The sequence below is a fragment of the Xanthobacter sp. AM11 genome (assembly GCF_047444035.1).
In the GTDB taxonomy this organism is placed as follows: Bacteria; Pseudomonadota; Alphaproteobacteria; order Rhizobiales; family Xanthobacteraceae; genus Xanthobacter.
In genome coordinates this window covers 338,277-355,731 of the sequence record NZ_JBLAOA010000001.1, presented here as the reverse complement: position 1 = coordinate 355,731, position 17,455 = coordinate 338,277, and the positions used below count along the sequence as shown (strand labels likewise).

Sequence of the window (17,455 nt, the reverse complement as noted above, 5' to 3'; positions counted from 1 at the left end):
CGGACCCGTGCTTTCTTGTGTTCTGCGGTCCGGCGGGGCGATGCCCGGCCTTTGCGTCAAACCATCCCGAACAGCACCGCGCCGATGAAGGCGAAAGCGGCGCATGTTTCGAGCACAGTGAGCAAATCGCCCAAGGTCATCCTCGTCCTCGCGCTGTCGATCTCGCATCGAACCTTAACAAACTCTCAAGATGCTGAAAGGTACAAGTTGTGATGCAGCGCCGTCCGCTGTCGTTGCAGTGCACGACGCCGGGCGTATCAAGCGGCCAGCAGAGCATGATTTTCCCCCGCGCTGCGGCGCACGGGGCTGATCTGTGGAATATTGTATTTCAGCGCCGGATGGCCGATTCCACCAGCTCGGCGATGGCCAGAAGCTGCCGGTCGCGGCCAAAACGCCCCACCACCTGCACCCCCACGGGCATGCCGTTGCCTGCCACCAGCCCCGCCACATTGATGGCCGGGCACCCCAGAAGGGTCCAGAGCCGGTTGAAGAGGGGCGAGCCGGTGGCGCCCAGCCCCTCCGGCGCCGGGCCGGGGGCGGAGAAGGTGAGCAGCGCGTCCACCTCCCCGAACAGGTCGCCGAGGGCATGTCGCGCGCGCTTGGCGGTGCGCCGGGCGGTGTCGTAGGTGTCGGCCGGAATGGCGGCCGCCGCCGTGAGATGGGCGGCGAGGCGGGGCGACAGCCGCTCGCGCCCGAAGGCCAGTTCGTCCCCCAGAGCGAGGGCGGCCTCGAAATCCTGGATCACGCCGTGGATGGCGTCGGCCGCCTCCAGCTCCGGCGGCAGGTCGAGATCGCGGATGCGCGCGCCGGCCGCCTCCACGGTGCGGGCGGCGGCATCCAGCGCCCGGTGGGCATCGGCCCCGGCTTCTCCGGCGCGGGCCGTGCGCACGATGCCGATGCGCGGAGCGACAGCGGGGTCATCGGCAATGTCCAGGTCGCGCCCGGTGATGGCGCCGGCGGCGAAGGCCACGTCCCGCACCCGCGCCGCAAACAGGCCGATGGTGTCCAGGTGCCAGGAGAAGGTCTTCATGCCCAACGTCGGCAGCATGCGGAAGGTGGGCTTGTAGCCGGTGACCCCGCAGAAGGCGGCCGGGCGGATCACCGAGCCGGCGGTCTGGGTGCCCAGCGCCAGCGGCAGCATCCCCGCCGCCACCGCCGCTGCCGAGCCGGCGGAGGAACCGCCGGGGGTGTGGCCGGGATGGTGCGGGTTGCGGGTGGGGGCCGGCTCCAGGAAGGCGAATTCGGTGGTGGCGGTCTTGCCGGCGAGGATGCCGCCGGCCCGGCGCGTCATGGCCACCACCGGGGCGTCGGTGCGCGGCCGGTAGCCGGCATAGAGGGTGCTGCCATAGGCGGTGACGAGATCGCGCGTGTCGAGGATGTCCTTGGCCCCGAAGGCCAGCCCGGCCAAGGGCAGGTCCGCCAGCCCCGCCGCCGCGGACGCCGCCAGCGCCGCGTCCAGGTCGAGGGCGGCGAAGGCCTGCACCTGTCCGTCATGGGCGGCGATGGCCGCGGCCACCTGCTCCATCGCCGCGCGGGGGGTGGTGCGGCCGGCGCGGATGGCGGCGGCAAGGTCGCGGGCGTGGAGCATGGGGGCGCCGATGCGGGGGAAGGGGCTCATGGGACACTCGCAGGCCGATGCAGGGGCCGCCGGGGGCAGGCGGCACGCTCCGGCGCAACGCGCCGGCGCCGGGGTGAGGGAGCTTATACCATCGGCCCCGGGATTCGACCGGTGCCGGGCTCGCGGGCTTCGCCCATCAGACGGCGCCGCGCCAGCGGGCGCGCATGTAGTCCACCGCGAAGGGGGCCATCTGCGGCGTGAGGTCGTCTTCGCCGTGCACCACCGCCACGTCGGCCAGCTCGGGCTCAGCCTCGCGGGCGAGGAAGGCGCGGATGCGGCGGGCCAGCTCCTGCGCCGGGGCATCGAACACCAGCCGGCCCAAAAGGGCGACGCGGGGCCCGTCGAAAATGCCGGTGAAGCCTTCGTCGCGGGCGATGTCGGCGGGCGTAAGCCCGGTCTCCTCCGCCAGTTCGCGCAGCATGGAGCCGTGCAGGTCCACGGTTCCGGCGGGGGTGATGTCGTCGGGGTCGGGCGTGCCGCCGGGAAAATAGGTGCGGCCGGCACTGGCGGTGTGCGCCCCCATCACCCCCAGCACGAAGCCGCCGTCCGATCCCTCGATGGCGGCGAGGGCGAAGGCATTGACCATGCCGAGGTCGCGCCAGCCCGCATCCCGCCACCAGGTGAAGGCGGCGAAATCCGTGTGGCGGAAGGTGCCGGAAAGGGCTCCGGCGGCAAAGGCCCGCTCCCGCAGCAGCAGGACCGGGCCGTTCCACAGGTGCGGGTTCACGCTCTGGCAGCCGGCGAAATGGGCGTCGATCTCGGCCCGGTGCGCCTCCGCCTCCGGCCAGCCGCCGGGGGCCACGCGCAGGTCGAGGGTGTGGACCGGCGCGATGCGCCGCTCCACCTGCCAGGAGACGCCCCAGTCGCCGGTGCCGCTCACGCCGCGGCGTCCGCCAGGAGCGGATAGTCCACATAGCCCTTGGCGCCGCCGCCATAGAGGGTGTCGCGGTCCATCTCGTTCAGCGGCGCGCCGCGGCGCAGCCGCTCCACCAGGTCCGGGTTGGCGATGAAGGGCTTGCCGAAGGCCACGAGGTCGGCCTCGCCCGCGGCGATCACGCGGGTGGCGAGCTCCAGGTCGTAGCCGTTGTTCACCATCCACGGCCCGGTGAAGCGCGCGCGCAGCGCCGCGAAGGAGAAGTCCGGTGCCACGTCGCGCGGGCCGCCGGTGGCGCCCTCCACCACATGGACATAGAGCGGATGGCGCTTCTCCAGCTCCTCCATCACATGGTTGAACAGCGCCTGGGGATTGGAATCGGCAAGGCCGTTGGCGGGGGAGACGGGCGAGAGGCGAAGGCCGGTGCGCTCCGCGCCGATCTCGGCGATCACCGCGTCCATCGCCTCCAGGAGGAAGCGGCTGCGGTTCTCGATGGAGCCGCCGTAATCGTCGGTGCGCTGGTTGGCGCCATCGCGCAGGAACTGGTCGATGAGGTAGCCGTTGGCGCCGTGCAGCTCCACGCCGTCGAAGCCGGCCCGGATGGCGTTGGCGGCGGCGCGGGCATAGTCGGCGACGATGCCGGCGATCTCCGCGCGCTCCAGCGCCCGCGGCTCGGACGTCTCGGCGAAGCCGTCGTTCACATAGGTCTTGGTCTGGGCGCGGATGGCGGAAGGCGCCACCGGCGCGCCGCCACCCGGCTGCAGCATGGTGTGCGACACGCGCCCCACATGCCACAGCTGGATGACCATGTGGCCGCCCTTGGCGTGCACCGCGTCCGTCACCTTCTTCCAGCCCTCCACCTGGGCGTCGGTGTAGATGCCGGGCGTGTCCTGGTAGCCCTGGCCCTGCTGGGAGATCTGCGACGCCTCGGTGATGATGAGGCCGGCGCCGGCGCGCTGGGTGTAATAGTCCACGGCCAGAGGGCCGGGCACGAAGCCTTCGGCCGCGCGGTTGCGGGTGAGGGGGGCCATGACGATGCGGTTCGCCAGCGTCATGGCGCCGAGGCGGTAGGGCTCGAAGAGGGAGGGTTCGGTAGCGCTCATGGAAGATTCCCCGGGACTGCCAGATGATGCCGGCGGGCTGCGCCGGTGTGCGACGCAGCAGACATAGGCGCCTTATGTTCCCCGCCAAGGTCACCCGCCGGGCTGGGCGCCGAGTTCTTTCAATGCCACCTATTGAAAAGACTCAGATGTGGAGCACGCCTTCGGCGACGACCACCGCATTGCCGCCGATGCTGGCGTCGATGAGCTGCCCGCCCTTCACGGTGAAGCCGAGGTCCACCCGGCTTGGCCGCCCCATCTCGAAGCCCTGGTCGATGCGCACCTTGTGGTGGCCGTCCACCCGGTTCTCCGCATCCATCAGCACGCAGGGAAAGGCGGCGGCGGCGGCGCCCGTGGCCGGGTCCTCCACCGTGCCGAGGCCGGGGGAGAACATGCGGGCGCGGAAGTCGGCGTCGCCTTCCTCGTCCAGCGTGTAGAGATAGAGCGCCTCGCCGAAGGCGCCGAGGGTGGCGAGGAAGGCCGCCTCGTCCGGCCGGGCGCGGGCCAGGGCGGTGAGGTCGGCCAAGGGAATGAACAGGAACGGCACGCCGGCGGAAGCCACCACCGGGCGGTGGGCATCGAAGCCGATGTCGCCCTCGTCGAGGTTGAGTGCGGCGGCGCAGGCGGCACGGGAGATGTCCACCTCCTCCAGCGCGCCCTTGCGCGGCACCGCGAACACGGCGGCGCCCTTGCGCGAGCCGGCGCCCTGGGTGGTCACCTCGCAGGTGATGGTGCCGATGGTTTCCTCGATCCTGAGGGTGCCCCGGGTGAGCTTGTCCTCCAGCGCCAGCAGCACCGCCGCGCCCACGGTGGGATGGCCGGCGAACGGCATTTCGTGGGCCACGGTGAAGATGCGGATGCGGGCGCGGTTGGCGGGGTTGCGCGGCGGCAGCACGAATACCGTCTCGGAGACGTTGAACTCCCGGGCGATCTGCTGCATGGCGGCGTCGTCGAGGCCGGCGGCGTCGAGCACGACGGCCAGCGGGTTGCCCCCGAACGGGCGGGTGGTGAAAACGTCCAGCGTCAGGTAACGGCGCGGCATAAGTGTTGCTCTCGACGCAATCTTGGATGCGACCCCGCGCCCCCGCGCACGGCACTCCCGCCTTGAGGCGATGCCACAAATTTGCCTTAGATCGCCGAGGCCGGAAAGAGCCGCGAGGGCTTCACGAACTCCTCCTGGGCCTCCACGAGAAGTAATTCCCGCGACTGTGCTTTTTCGGTTCGCGCCAGCACCCCGTAAATGGCGGAGGCGGCCTGCGCCACCGCCTCGGCGGTGGAGCCGGTGCTGAGCACGTGGAAGAAGAACAGCGCGGCGATGGCGTCGCCCGCCCCGTTGAGCGCCACGTCGAGGCGCGGCGTGCGCACCAGGAAGCGGCCGTCAGGGCCGGAGGCGAGAAGGTCGATGGCACCGGGCGGCGTCTCGGCCACATGCAGGCTGGTGACGAGAATCACCCGCGGCCCGCGCCGGTGCAGCGCGTCGCAGGCGGCGATGGCCTCGGGCAGGGTGCCCACCGCGCGGCCGGCGAGGAATTCCAGCTCAAACTGGTTGGGGGTGATCACGTCCGCCGCCGGAACCGCCTTTTCGCGCATGAATTCGGGAATGCCGGGGCGCACGAAGATGCCGCGCCCCACGTCGCCGATCACCGGGTCGCAGCAATAGGTGGCGTTGGCATTGGCCGCCCGCACCCGCCCCGCCGCGCCGAGGACGGCGGCGCCGATGTCGGCCGAGCCCATGTAGCCGGAGAGCACGCCGTCGCAGCGCGCCAGCACGCCGCGTTCGGCGATGCCTTCCACCAGCTCGGCAATGAGGCCGGCGTCGAACACCTGGCCCCGCCACGCGCCGTAGCCGGTGTGGTTGGAGAATTCCACCGTATTGATGGCCCACACCTCCACCCCCAGCCGCTGCAGCGGGAAGACGGCGGAGGCGTTGCCCACGTGGCCGTAGGCGACATGGGACTGGATGGAAAGCAGATTCATCGTCTGGCCCGGTTCGCGGGCCCGCGGCGGGGGACCCGCCTGCCGGTTACTCCGGCGCCGGCCGCCGCTCAAATGGAATCTGGTGATCCGGCCCTGTGGTCGCGCTGATGTTTCGCGCCGCAACAGGACGTGAGAGGGTGGCTCTGGCCAAGCCGGCGGCGGCGCCGTATGGCGAAGCCCGCATCAGCCAGATCGAGCCCAGACCGTGCCCGGCTTTCTTCCGTCGTCCCGCCTGCTTCGCCGTCTCCTCCTGTCCGCCGCGGTGGCCGGCGTCGCCCTTCCCGGCGCGGCTTTGGCCGGCGCGGCCGGGCCGGCCTGCTACCCGCCGGCGAGCCTGCCGGCGCGGCCGGGGGAAGAGATCGTGCGCCCGCACGCGAGCCGGCCCGTGGAGCTGCCGGACCTCCCATTGCCCGCCGCCGTGCCGGTGCCGGCGGGCCTGCGCGGCTCCATCCGCCGGGTGGACCTGCCGGCGGGGCTGAAGCTGGTGGCCCTCACCTTCGACCTGTGCGAGGCCTCCGCCGAAACCTCCGGCTATGACGGCGCCATCGTGGACTATCTGCGGGCCGAAGGGGTGGCCGCCACCTTTTTCGCCGGCGGCAAGTGGCTGATGAGCCATGCCGAGCGCGGCGGGCAGCTGGCCGCCGACCCCCTGTTCGAGACCGGCAACCATTCCTGGTCCCACGCCAACCTCACGGTGCGCACCGGCGAGGCCATGCGCCGGCAGGTGGATGATGCCGACGTGGCCCTCGCCCTGCGGCGCGCCGATGCGCAGGCCAGGGGTTGCATGCTGCCGAAGGCGGCGTCCCCGGCGGCGCTGTTCCGCTTTCCCTATGGCTCGTGCAGCGCCGAATCCCTCGATTATGTGAACGACAGCGGCCATCTCGCCATCCAGTGGGACGTGGATTCCGGCGACCCCGCCTTCATCGGCGCCAGGGGCATGGCGGACGACATGCTGCGCGCCATCCGCCCCGGCTCCATCGTGCTGATGCACGCCAACGGGCGCGGCCGGCACACGGCGCAGGCGCTGACCCTGCTGGTGCCGGCGCTGCGGGCCAGGGGCTATCGCTTCGTGAGCGTGGGCGAGCTTCTGGCCGCCGGCCGGCCGGTCATCGCCCCCACCTGCTATTCCATGAAGCCCGGCGATACCCGCGTCTATGACGACGCGGCGCGGGCCGGACGGCGCATCCTGCCGACCCAATAGGCCGCGCGCCCCTTGCGCCGGGCGGCCGGCTCGGCTATGAGCTTTGGCTGTCGTCAAAAGAGCTGTGAGCTGAGCGCCCGTGTCGTCCCGCACGACCAAGATTGCCGCCTCTGCCCCCCGGACCATCAGGATTCCGGGCAACGCTCTTATTCTGCGCGCGCTGCTTCTCCTTAGCCGCCCCTGAGGGCCGGCCGGGCTCGCGCCTTGGCACTCAGGGGACCTCGCCGCCGCCGGGAAGACCCGGCGTCCGTTTCGGCTTATGATCCGGCAAGAGACTGGCGCACAGCGCCCCGCCGGAGTGCGAGAAGGACCCTGTTCCATGACTGAGGCATCCACCCCCGCCGCGCCCGCATCCGGCAAGGACCGGGTCATCATTTTCGACACCACCCTGCGGGACGGCGAGCAGTGCCCCGGCGCCTCCATGACCTTCGAGGAGAAGCTGGACGTGGCCGCCCTCCTCGACGAGATGGGCGTGGACGTGATCGAGGCGGGCTTTCCCATCGCCTCCATCGGCGATTTCGAGAGCGTGGCCGAGATCGCCCGCCGGGCGAAGAACGCCACCATCGCCGGCCTCTCGCGCGCCGCGCTCAACGACATCGACCGCTGCGCCGAGGCGGTGAAGCACGCGCGCCGCGGGCGCATCCACACCTTCCTGTCCACCTCCCCCGTGCACATGAAATACAAGCTCCAGAAGGAGCCGCACGAGGTGCTGGAGATGGTCGTCGCCTCCGTCACCCGCGCCCGCAACCATGTGGAGGACGTGGAGTGGTCGGCCGAGGACGGCACCCGCACCGAGATGGACTTCCTGTGCCGCTGCGTGGAGGCCGCCATCAAGGCCGGGGCCACCACCATCAACATTCCCGATACGGTGGGCTACACCACCCCGTCCGAATATGAGGCCCTGTTCCGCACCGTGATCGAGCGGGTGCCCAATTCCGACAAGGCCATCTTCTCCGTCCACTGCCACGACGACCTGGGCATGGCCGTGGCCAATTCCCTGGCGGGCCTGGCCGGCGGCGCGCGGCAGATCGAGTGCACCGTCAACGGCATCGGCGAGCGGGCCGGCAATGCGGCGCTGGAAGAGGTGGTGATGGCCATCGAGACCCGCTCGGATGTGCTGCCCTATCGCTCGGGCATCAACACCCGGATGCTCACCCGCGCCTCCAAGCTGGTGTCGGCGGTGACCTCCTTTCCGGTGCAGTACAACAAGGCCATCGTCGGCCGGAACGCCTTCGCCCACGAGAGCGGCATCCACCAGGACGGCATGCTGAAGCATACCCAGACCTACGAGATCATGACGCCGGAGAGCGTCGGCGTCTCCAAGACCTCGCTGGTCATGGGCAAGCATTCCGGCCGCGCCGCCTTCCGCGACAAGCTGAGGACCATGGGCTACGAGCTGGGCGAGAACGCCCTCAACGATGCCTTCACCCGCTTCAAGGACCTCGCCGACCGCAAGAAGGTGGTCTATGACGAGGACATCGAGGCGCTGGTGGACCAGGAGATCGCCGCCGCCCACGATCGCATCAAGCTCATCTCCTTGTCGGTCATCGCCGGCACGCGCGGGCCCCAGCGCGCCACCATGAAGCTGGAGGTGGACGGCCAGGTGCGCACCGAGGAGGCCGAGGGCAACGGGCCGGTGGACGCCACCTTCAACGCCATCAAGGCGCTGGTGCCGCACGCCGTGAAGCTCGACCTCTACCAGGTGCATGCCGTGACCGAGGGCACCGACGCGCAGGCGGAAGTCTCCGTGCGGCTGGAGGAGAACGGCAAGGCGGTGACCGCCCGCTCGGCGGACCCCGATACGCTGGTGGCCTCCGCCCAGGCCTACATCACCGCCCTCAACAAGCTGCAGATGAAGCGCCAGACCATGAACCCGCAGACCGCGGTGGGCTGAGCCCCTCCCGCCTCGCGCGCACCCTGAAGGCCGCCCCGCCCGGGCGGCCTTTTTCTTGCCCGCGCCCCGCCCGGCGGTGCGGCGGGGCGCGGGCGGACGGGAGGTATATGGGGATTTTCACCGGTCGGCCGCGGCCGGGCCGGGGCCGGCAACGGCAGTGGCGTGTCTCGGGGCGACTTGCATCCGGCCGGCGTTCTTCATTTTTTCTTAACCACTTGTGCCGCGAGGCCGGACCCTGCCGGGTGGCGCGGGGGTGCCCCTCCCGCCGCCGGGGGGCGCCCGCCATGCCGCAGTGCGGCGGCGTTTGCACCTTGACGCCCGGCGCCGGGAGACTTTCAAAGGAGTAAGGCAAGCATTCTGAACAATCAGCGGGAGGAGAAGACGATGCGCATCCTGTCAGCGGCGGTGGCGCTTGCGGCGGCATTCGGGCTTTCCACGGCGGCCGGCGCCCAGGACTACCCCAGCCGGCCCATCACCATGGTGGTGCCGTTCGCGGCCGGCGGGCCCACCGACACGGTGGCGCGTCTGGTGGCCGAATCCATGTCCAAGTCCCTCGGCCAGCAGGTGATCGTGGAGAATGTGGGCGGCGCCGGCGGCACCCGCGGCGCGGGCCAGGTGGCGAAGGCCGCGCCGGACGGCTACACCGTGCTCCTGCACCATATCGGCCAGGCCACCTCGGCCAGCCTCTACCGCAAGCTGCCCTACAATCCCGCCACGGACTTCGAGGCGGTGGGCCTCGTCACCGCCGTGCCCATGACCATGATCGCCAAGACCGCCCTTGAGCCCAAGGACCTGCCCGGCCTGGTGGCCTTCGTGAAGGCGAACAAGGACAAGGTGACCTATGGCAATGCCGGCGTCGGCTCGGCCTCGCACCTGTGCGGCATGCTCTTCATGTCCACCGTGGGCACCCAGATGACCACCGTCCCCTATCAGGGCACGGGCCCGGCCATGAACGACCTGGTGGGCGGCCAGATCGACCTCATGTGCGACCAGACCACCAACACCACCGGCCAGATCAAGGGCGGCAAGGTGAAGCCCTATGCGGTGACCACCAAGGACCGGGTGAAGTCCCTGCCGGAGGTGCCCACCATGCAGGAGGGCGGCCTGAAGGATTTCGAGGTGGCCGTGTGGCACGGCGTGTACGCGCCCAAGGGTACGCCCAAGGCGGCGGTGGACAAGCTGAACGCCGCCCTCAACACCGCGCTTGAAGACCCCAAGGTGGTGGCCCGCTTCGCCGACCTCGGCACCGAGCCGGAGCCGAAGGACCGCCGCAGCCCCGCGTTCCACCAGCAGTTCCTGATCGCCGAGATCGCCAAGTGGAAGCCGGTGATCCAGGCCGCCGGGGTCTATGCCGACTGATGACGCCGGCGGGCGGCGCAGGCCGCCGCCCGCCCCTGCGCCGGGACGACGCGCATCCGGCACGACGGCACCGGGACGCGGCACAGCCAGCCCGGGCCGCCAACAAGCAACAACGACCTGAAAAGACAGGGATCATTGAGGGGACATGAATATCATCCGCAATCCGAAGGATGTCCTTTCGGGACTCCTCTTCATCGCCCTTGGCGGCCTGTTCGCCTGGCAGACGCTGGACCTGCCCATGGGCACGGCGGTGCGCATGGGGCCGGGCTATTTCCCGCTGCTGCTGGCCGGCCTGCTGGGCGGGCTGGGGCTGGTGGTGCTCATCAACGGCCTGCGCTTCCCGGGCGAGATGCCGAGCGGCGTCGCCTGGCGCGGCCTGCTCATCCTCACCGCTGCGGTGGTGATCTTCGGCTTCGCCATGCGGCCCCTGGGCTTCCTGCCGGCGGTGGTGATCGCCGTGTTCCTCTCCGCCTTGGCGAGCTCGAAATTCAACATTGTGACGGCCCTGTCCATCACCGTGGTGATGGCCGTGTTCTCCTGGGCGGTATTCATCAAGGGGCTTGGGCTGCCCCTGCCTCTGCTCGGCCCCTGGCTCGGCGGATATTGAGGAGCGGCCGGTGGAACTCATTGACAATCTGACCCTCGGGTTTTCCGTCGCCCTTTCGTTCCAGAACATCCTGTATTGCTTCGTGGGCGTGCTTCTGGGCACCCTCATCGGCGTGCTGCCGGGGCTGGGGCCCATCGCCACCATCGCCATGCTGCTGCCCATCACCTTCGGCCTGCCGCCGGTGTCGGCGCTGATCATGCTGTCGGGCATCTATTACGGCGCGCAATATGGCGGCTCCACCACCGCCATCCTCATCAACCTGCCGGGCGAATCCTCCTCGGTGGTCACCGCCATCGACGGCCACCAGATGGCCAAGAAGGGCCGGGCCGGGGCGGCGCTGGCCACGGCCGCGCTGGGCTCCTTCTTCGCCGGCACGGTGGCGACCTTCCTGCTGGCGGTATTCGCCCCGCCGCTGGCCAACCTCGCGCTCCAGTTCGGGCCGCCGGAATATTTCTCCCTCATGGTGCTCGGCCTTGTCGCCTCGGTGACTTTGGCCTCCGGCTCGGTGGTCAAGGCCATCGCCATGATCGTGCTGGGCCTCTTGCTGGGCCTGTCGGGCCAGGACATCTATACCGGCGCGCCGCGCTTCACCTTCGACATGCAGGAACTGGCCGACGGCTTCGACTTCGTGGCCATCGCCATGGGCATGTTCGGCATCGGCGAGATCATCCGCAATCTGGAGGACGAGCACCAGCGCTCGCTGGTGGCTTCCAAGGTGAAGAGCCTGATGCTCACCAAGGAGGAATTCAAACGCATCATCGCCCCGGTGCTGCGCGGCACCGCGCTGGGCTCGTTCCTGGGCATCCTGCCCGGCGGCGGCGCCATGCTCTCCTCCTTCGCCGCCTATTCCATCGAGAAGAAGATCTCCAAGCGGCCGCAGGAGTTCGGCCGCGGCGCCATCGAGGGCGTGGCGGGGCCGGAAAGCGCCAACAATGCGGGCGCCCAGACCTCCTTCATCCCCATGCTCACCCTGGGCATCCCCTCCAACCCGGTGATGGCGCTGATGATCGGCGCACTGATCATCCAGGGCATCACCCCGGGCCCCAACGTGGTCACCGAGAAGCCGGACCTGTTCTGGGGCGTCATCGCCTCCATGTGGATCGGCAATTTCATGCTGGTGCTGTTGAACCTGCCGCTGATCGGGCTGTGGGTGCGGCTGCTCACGGTGCCCTACCACGTCCTGTTCCCGGCCATCGTCGCGTTCTGCTGCATCGGCGTCTACAGCGTGAACAACAATACGTTCGACGTGTATTCCATGGCCCTGTTCGGGGTGCTGGGCTACGCGCTGGTGAAGCTGGATTGCGAGCCGGCGCCGCTGCTGCTGGGCTTCGTCATCGGCCCCATGCTGGAGGAATACCTGCGCCGCGCCATGCTGATCTCCCGCGGCGATCCCCTGGTGTTCGTGTCGCGGCCCATCTCCGCCATCCTGCTGGCGCTGGCGGCCGCAGCCCTGGTGGTGGTGCTGCTGCCCTCGGTGCAGAAGACCCGCGAGGAAGCCTTCAAGGAATAGGCCGCAGGCCGGGCGGGGGCCGTGCTTGCCCCCCCGCCTGCGCCGCCCCTGTGCAGGGCATCCACAGTATGTGGAAATCTTCACGCCGCGCCCTTGCCAGCCCCCCGGGCATTTGCTACACGAACGCCTCCTTTCGGGGCCACCTCCGGAACGGGCGCATAGCTCAGTTGGTAGAGCAGCTGACTCTTAATCAGCGGGTCCTAGGTTCGAGCCCTAGTGCGCCCACCATTCCATCCCAAGATTTCAGGCGGATTGCCGTTTCAGTTGCAGGAACTGAAGCGGTTTTCACCATGTCTTGCGGACGGGCCGCAAGGCGCGGCGCCGGGGAGCCCACCTTCCGCCGCGCCACAGCGTGCCGATGGCCGCGGCCCTGCCGTCAGGCGACCGGGGCGGGCGCGCGGGGGGTGACGCCGAAGGCGTGGCACAGGCGCGCCCAGGCGTCCGGGGACCCGGGCAGCCCGAATCGCAGCCAATGGGGCCGGTCCGGGAAGGGGCGCACCAGAATGCCGGCGCGCCCGAGACGCTGGAACCAGCCTGCGGCCTCGCGGGAGGCCGCCAGCCGGTAGAGGCTGGTGCCGCCGACAAGCTCAAGGCCGGCCTCGCGCAAAACCCCATCGAGGCACCGCGCGGCGGCATCGAGCCGAAGGCGGGTCGCCTCCAGCCAGGCGTCATCCGCAAGGGCGCGGGCGCCGATGGCGATGGCCGGCCCCGACACCGCCCACGGCCCCATCATCGCCCGCAGACGCCCGGATTGGGCCGGGGCGGCCACGGCAAATCCCAGGCGAAGGCCGGCGAGGCCATAGGCCTTGCCGAAGGAGCGCAGCACGATCGCGCCCGCGTCTGGCAGATGCGGCACCAGGCTTGCGGAAGGGCGCACCACATCCATGAAGGCCTCGTCCACGATCAAGGTCCGCTCCCGTGCGGCAAGCTGCGCGGCCACCGCCAAAAGATCCGCAACGGGGACGACGCGCCCGTCGGGATTGTTCGGATTGACGATGACGGCGACATTGATGTCCGCAGCGGTGAGATCGCCGATGTGGTCCACCACGCGCACCGTGGCACCCGCCGCACGCCAGCAGGCGGCATGCTCCTGGTAGCTGAAGCCGAGAACCGCCACCTGGCGTGCGGGGATGAGCCGGGGGAGAAGCTGGATGAGGGCCTGCGTGCCCGGAGCCGAGACGACGGCGGCGGGGCGCGCGGCGCCATAGGCGGCAGCGGCACCCTGCTCCAGCGCCGCCACGTCCGCCGCGGCCGGCAGCCGGGAGAAGGCCGAGGGGGCAATGGCTCCGACCGGATAGGCGTGCGGATTGATGCCGGTGGACAGGTCCAGCCAGGGCTCCGGCGCGCCCGGAAACAGGGCCCGCGCCGCGGCGAGGTCGCCGCCATGGAACACGCGTGCGGGCTCGCCCGGAGGCCTTTGGCCGCGCGCCTCAGCACTCTTGCCCGATGCAGCCATCGGCATGCGCTCCCCTCCTCGTCCCGCACCCGTCGCCAGAGCGCGATCCGATCAAATTGACTCAATTTGATCGGTGAATCGCCCTCTCACTTAAGGATAGAGAACGCGTGATCCGACCAGCTTGCGGTGCAAGCTGATCGGCGCGTGCTCTAGACCCTGCGATCCAAGCCGCTTCAGACGCGGATCACCCAGGCCGATCATGCAGATGGAGGACCTTCAGAGGCGCGCGTCAACCCGGTGCAGAGGGCCCCGGGGCGGTAGAAGGCCCGCTGGGGAGAGCGGCCGGCGGGCCTTTCACCGCGCGGCGGCGGCGGGGGAGGCGGTGGCGGCACCCCCGCGCCCCCGGCGTCGCCCCGCTCTCCACCCCGTAGGGGGGCGGGTGGCCCGAGGGGAGGCGGGCGATGGCGGCGGGATCAAGATTGAGGTGCTGCGCCACCGGGACCGGCGGGGTGTGGGTCCGCCAGTCGGTGACGAGCAGGGTGTTGTATTCCGACTGCCGGCCGTCATCGAAGGCGATCACGAACTCGCAGCCGTCCGGCCCCGGCCCCTGCAGCGAATGGGGGTAGCCCGGCGGGACATACCAGATGTCGCCGGCTTCCACGTCCGCCGGTCATCGCGGTCCCATACCTGCGGATGATGGCGCCATATGGAGATATGCGCCGGATAAATGACAGTAAAATTGATAGGTATCTTTTGTGGTTATAAGTTTAATTCATCTAAAACGGAGTAACCGACATGTCCATCAAGTCCTCTGTCCTTGCCATCGGCCTCGCTGCCGCCGTCCTCGCCACTGCCGGCGCCGCCGTCGCCGGGCCGGGCATCACCCGGGAGAACCGCGAGTAGGTCGCCTTCGCCGTCCAGGAGCAGAAGTCGCCCCTCACCGGCGCCGCGGCCGCCCGCTTCCGTGCGGAGCTGAAGCAGCCGGGTGCCTTCGGCGCGCCGGGTCCCTGTTACCTGAACGAGGCGCCCTTCAGCTCCGAAAATCCGCACCGGGGCGCGGCCCAGGACGCCACCGACGAGTGAGGGGCGAAGCCGCCTCCGGCCTGCCGGATGACGGCAGGCCCGGCGCAGGTGCGCGCAAGCGGGGTCGCTTCGGCGGCCCCGTTTTCCTGTCCGGCCGGGCGCGGGTGGGCGCCAACATGCTTTTCCTCGCGGGGCTCTGGACCTATTGAGGCAGGGCACATAGCCGGAGCCGCCCATGACGCCCGAGGATTTCGCCGCCAGCATCCGCACCATCAAGGACTATCCCAAGCCGGGCATCCTCTTCCGTGACATCACCACGCTCCTCGGCGACGCCCGCGCCTTCCGCCGGGCGGTGGATGAGCTGGTGCAGCCGTGGGCGGGCTCCAAGATCGACAAGGTGGCGGGCATCGAGGCCCGCGGCTTCATCCTCGGCGGGGCGGTGGCCCACCAACTGTCCGCCGGCTTCGTGCCCATTCGCAAGAAGGGCAAGCTGCCGCACCAGACGGTGCGCATGGCCTATGCCCTCGAATATGGCGAGGACGAAATCGAGATGCATGTGGACGCCATCACCCCCGGCCAGCGGGTGCTGCTGGTGGATGATCTCGTGGCCACCGGCGGCACCGCCCTGGGCGCGGTGAAGCTGCTGCGCAGTTGCGGCGCGCAGGTGGAGGCCGCCTGTTTCATCGTGGACCTGCCGGACCTCGGCGGGGCCGAGGTGCTACGCCAGGCCGGGGTGGCGGTGCGCACCCTGGTGGCCTTTCCCGGCCACTGACGGCCGGGCGTCCCCTTACACCGCGGTGGCCAGCGCCGGCTGGCTCCGGCGCGCGGCGGCGGCGGCGAGGGCGGCGTCATATTCGCGGGCAAGGCGCGCGCACAGCTCGCCCGCGCCGGGAATATCCGCCACGGCGCCCACGCCCTGGCCGGCCGACCACACATCGCGCCAGGCCTTGGCCTCGCTCGCCATGTCGAGGCCGGCATGCTTCACCAGATTGGCGGGATCGAGCCCGGCCCGCACCATGGACGGCCTGAGGAAGTTGGCGTTCACGCCGGAGATGGCGTCGGTATAGACCACGTCGTCGGCGCTGGAGGCCACCAGCATGTCCTTGAACTCGGGCGGAGCGAGGCTTTCCCGGGTGGCGATGAAACGGGTGCCCAGATAGGCAAGGTCGGCGCCCATCACCTGCGCCGCCGCGATATGCGCGCCGGTGGACATGGCGCCCGAAAGCACCAGCGTGCCGGCGAACACCCGGCGGATCTCGCCCAGGAGCGCGAACGGGCTCAGCGTGCCCGCATGCCCGCCGGCCCCCGCGGCCACGGCGATGATGCCGTCCACGCCGGCTTCGGTCGCCTTTTCCGCATGGCGCCGGCTGATGACGTCGTGGAACACCAGGCCGCCATAGGAATGCACCGCATCCACCACGTCGCGCACCGCCCCGAGGGAGGTGATGACGAGGGGAACCTTCTTCTCCACCGTCACCGCCAGATCGGCCGCAAGCCGTGCATTGGTCTTGTGGACGATGAGGTTGACGCCGAACGGCGCGGCCCCCGGCGCGGCGGCGAGCCGGCCCGAGATGGTGTCGAGCCAGTCGCCATAAAGCGCGGTGGAGCGGGCATTCAGGGCCGGAAAGGTTCCGAGCACGCCGGCGCGGCAGGTCTCCGCCACCAGGTCCGGCCCGCTGACGAGGAACATGGGGGCGGCGATGGCGGGCACGGCGAGCCGTCCCTCGAAGGCGGGGGGCAGGGGCATGGGCACTCCTCCAGGACCATTGCGTGCGCGCCATCTGGCGTGGCGCGTGTGTCCGGCCCTCGCGGCGCCGGTATCGCCGCGCAGTTGAACGGCAGTGGCCGCTTCTGTCAATCAGGTGCCGTAATCGGAAGATACCGGCAGGCTACGTCACATCGTCCGCCCGGCGGTTGCGCCATTGCAGGGCATCGGGCGGCACCAGCAGGTTGAGGGCGCCGGGAGCGACGGCATAGCGCAGCGGCAGGCCTTCGCGGGTCACCTCGCCATCGGTGGCCACCCAGGCGCGCCGGCGGCGGGCATGGATGGTGACGCGCCGTGCGGTGAAGGCGCGGATGCCGGGCTTGTCGCGCCAGGCGTCCACCAGCACCTCGGCCCCGGTCTTCAGCCGCGCCAGCGTGCCGCGATCCTCCGCCACCAGCACTTCCAGCAGCCCGCCATCCAGCCGCGACCGATGCCAGCCGGGCGCGTCGAAGGCATTGACGGTGACGAGGGCGGCGTAGGCCTCGATGGGCTCACGCACGCCGGCCACCTCCACCTCCAGGGAGATCCGCCCGGAGCGCAGCAGCGCCTTGCCAAGGGCGAGGACCCAGCCGATCACCCGCCCGCGCTGCTCGCGCAGCTGCTCGCGGGCGAGGGCCATCTGGCTGAAGAAGCCGAGGCCGGAGACGCCGTGGAACGGGCGCCCGTTCACCATGCCCACGTCCACCTTCATGGGGCGTGCCGCATTGAGGGCGGCCAGCGCCCCGGGCAGGTCGCGCGGCAGGCCGATGTCGTAGGCCAGGAGGTTCATCGTCCCCAGCGGCAGCACGCCCAGCGTCACATCGGTGTTGGCGAACACGGAGGCGGCATAGGAAACCGTTCCATCGCCGGCACCCACCACCACCGTGTCGTAGCCCTCGCGGGGGGCGGAGGAAATGAGTCGGGTCATGTCGTGCCCCTGCGCCACCACCACTTCCACATCTCTGTCCTGCCGGGTCAGCGCCGCATCCACGGTTCGGCGGACCCGTTCGGGGCCGAGATCGCGCACGGTTCCGGCTTTGGCATTGAGTACGACCCGCATTCGCCGCATCGTGGTCCCCCTCACGACCAGAACAAGCGCTGGCCCGATAATCCGGTTCCCACGCCGGCGGCGCCGGGGCCTCCTTCGAGGGA

General features: G+C 70.2%; 16 protein-coding genes and 1 tRNA gene. 8 read left to right on the top strand and 9 right to left on the bottom strand.

Annotation, left to right across the window (positions count from 1 at the left end; translation table 11 throughout):
- Window positions 1-328: 328 nt before the first annotated feature.
- The 5 genes from ACI7BZ_RS01615 to pdxY form a co-directional block, all read right to left on the bottom strand.
- A complete protein-coding gene (locus tag ACI7BZ_RS01615; RefSeq protein WP_414119063.1) occupies window positions 329-1,588 on the bottom strand; it encodes an amidase in 1,260 nt (419 codons plus the stop codon).
- Between the two features lie 166 nt (window positions 1,589-1,754).
- Window positions 1,755-2,498: an NUDIX hydrolase gene (locus ACI7BZ_RS01610; protein ID WP_414115463.1), complete on the bottom strand. Its 744-nt coding sequence runs from the start codon at window positions 2,496-2,498 to the stop codon at window positions 1,755-1,757.
- Window positions 2,495-3,595: an alkene reductase gene (locus ACI7BZ_RS01605; protein WP_414115462.1), complete on the bottom strand. Its 1,101-nt coding sequence runs from the start codon at window positions 3,593-3,595 to the stop codon at window positions 2,495-2,497. Before ACI7BZ_RS01605 ends, ACI7BZ_RS01610 begins: the two co-directional genes overlap by 4 nt.
- Before the next feature lie 142 nt (window positions 3,596-3,737).
- Window positions 3,738-4,634: a PhzF family protein gene (locus ACI7BZ_RS01600; RefSeq protein ID WP_414115461.1), complete on the bottom strand. Its 897-nt coding sequence runs from the start codon at window positions 4,632-4,634 to the stop codon at window positions 3,738-3,740.
- Between the two features lie 86 nt (window positions 4,635-4,720).
- The gene (gene pdxY / locus ACI7BZ_RS01595) at window positions 4,721-5,569 is read right to left on the bottom strand and encodes a pyridoxal kinase PdxY (protein ID WP_414115460.1); all 849 of its coding nucleotides are present in this window, start codon (window positions 5,567-5,569) and stop codon (window positions 4,721-4,723) included.
- Window positions 5,570-5,774: 205 nt separating this feature from the next.
- On the opposite strand from pdxY, the gene ACI7BZ_RS01590 reads away from it, so the two are divergent.
- The 6 genes from ACI7BZ_RS01590 (at window position 5,775) to ACI7BZ_RS01565 (ending at window position 12,368) form a co-directional block, all read left to right on the top strand.
- Entirely contained in the window at window positions 5,775-6,770 is a 996-nt protein-coding gene (locus ACI7BZ_RS01590) for a polysaccharide deacetylase family protein (RefSeq protein ID WP_414115459.1), read from the top strand.
- A gap of 319 nt (window positions 6,771-7,089) precedes the next feature.
- Entirely contained in the window at window positions 7,090-8,664 is a 1,575-nt protein-coding gene (locus ACI7BZ_RS01585) for a 2-isopropylmalate synthase (protein WP_414115458.1), read from the top strand.
- A 384-nt stretch (window positions 8,665-9,048) separates the two neighbouring features.
- A complete protein-coding gene (locus ACI7BZ_RS01580) occupies window positions 9,049-10,023 on the top strand; it encodes a tripartite tricarboxylate transporter substrate binding protein BugD (RefSeq protein ID WP_414115457.1) in 975 nt (324 codons plus the stop codon).
- Between the two features lie 145 nt (window positions 10,024-10,168).
- Window positions 10,169-10,630, top strand: coding sequence for a tripartite tricarboxylate transporter TctB family protein (locus ACI7BZ_RS01575; protein ID WP_414115456.1), 462 nt, complete (start codon window positions 10,169-10,171; stop codon window positions 10,628-10,630).
- A gap of 10 nt (window positions 10,631-10,640) precedes the next feature.
- On the top strand, window positions 10,641-12,140 hold the full coding sequence (locus ACI7BZ_RS01570; RefSeq protein WP_414115455.1) for a tripartite tricarboxylate transporter permease: 1,500 nt from the start codon (window positions 10,641-10,643) through the stop codon (window positions 12,138-12,140).
- A gap of 152 nt (window positions 12,141-12,292) precedes the next feature.
- Window positions 12,293-12,368 (top strand) — tRNA-Lys (locus tag ACI7BZ_RS01565).
- 148 nt (window positions 12,369-12,516) lie between these two features.
- Here ACI7BZ_RS01565 and cobD read toward each other — a convergent pair.
- Window positions 12,517-13,602, bottom strand: a complete 1,086-nt coding sequence (cobD, locus tag ACI7BZ_RS01560; protein ID WP_414115454.1) for a threonine-phosphate decarboxylase CobD — start codon at window positions 13,600-13,602, stop codon at window positions 12,517-12,519.
- Window positions 13,603-13,825: 223 nt separating this feature from the next.
- Window positions 13,826-14,197, bottom strand: coding sequence for a cupin domain-containing protein (locus tag ACI7BZ_RS01555; RefSeq protein WP_414115453.1), 372 nt, complete (start codon window positions 14,195-14,197; stop codon window positions 13,826-13,828).
- Between the two features lie 418 nt (window positions 14,198-14,615).
- Between ACI7BZ_RS01555 and ACI7BZ_RS01550 the strand changes: the two genes are divergently transcribed.
- A complete protein-coding gene (locus ACI7BZ_RS01550) occupies window positions 14,616-14,768 on the top strand; it encodes a hypothetical protein (RefSeq protein ID WP_414115452.1) in 153 nt (50 codons plus the stop codon).
- A gap of 26 nt (window positions 14,769-14,794) precedes the next feature.
- On the top strand, window positions 14,795-15,331 hold the full coding sequence (locus tag ACI7BZ_RS01545) for an adenine phosphoribosyltransferase (RefSeq protein ID WP_414115451.1): 537 nt from the start codon (window positions 14,795-14,797) through the stop codon (window positions 15,329-15,331).
- Window positions 15,332-15,346: 15 nt separating this feature from the next.
- On the opposite strand, the gene ACI7BZ_RS01540 is transcribed toward ACI7BZ_RS01545, so the two are convergent.
- Entirely contained in the window at window positions 15,347-16,306 is a 960-nt protein-coding gene (locus ACI7BZ_RS01540) for an NAD(P)H-dependent flavin oxidoreductase (RefSeq protein ID WP_414115450.1), read from the bottom strand.
- A 142-nt stretch (window positions 16,307-16,448) separates the two neighbouring features.
- Entirely contained in the window at window positions 16,449-17,363 is a 915-nt protein-coding gene (locus tag ACI7BZ_RS01535) for a diacylglycerol/lipid kinase family protein (RefSeq protein ID WP_414115449.1), read from the bottom strand.
- Window positions 17,364-17,455 lie beyond the last annotated feature (92 nt).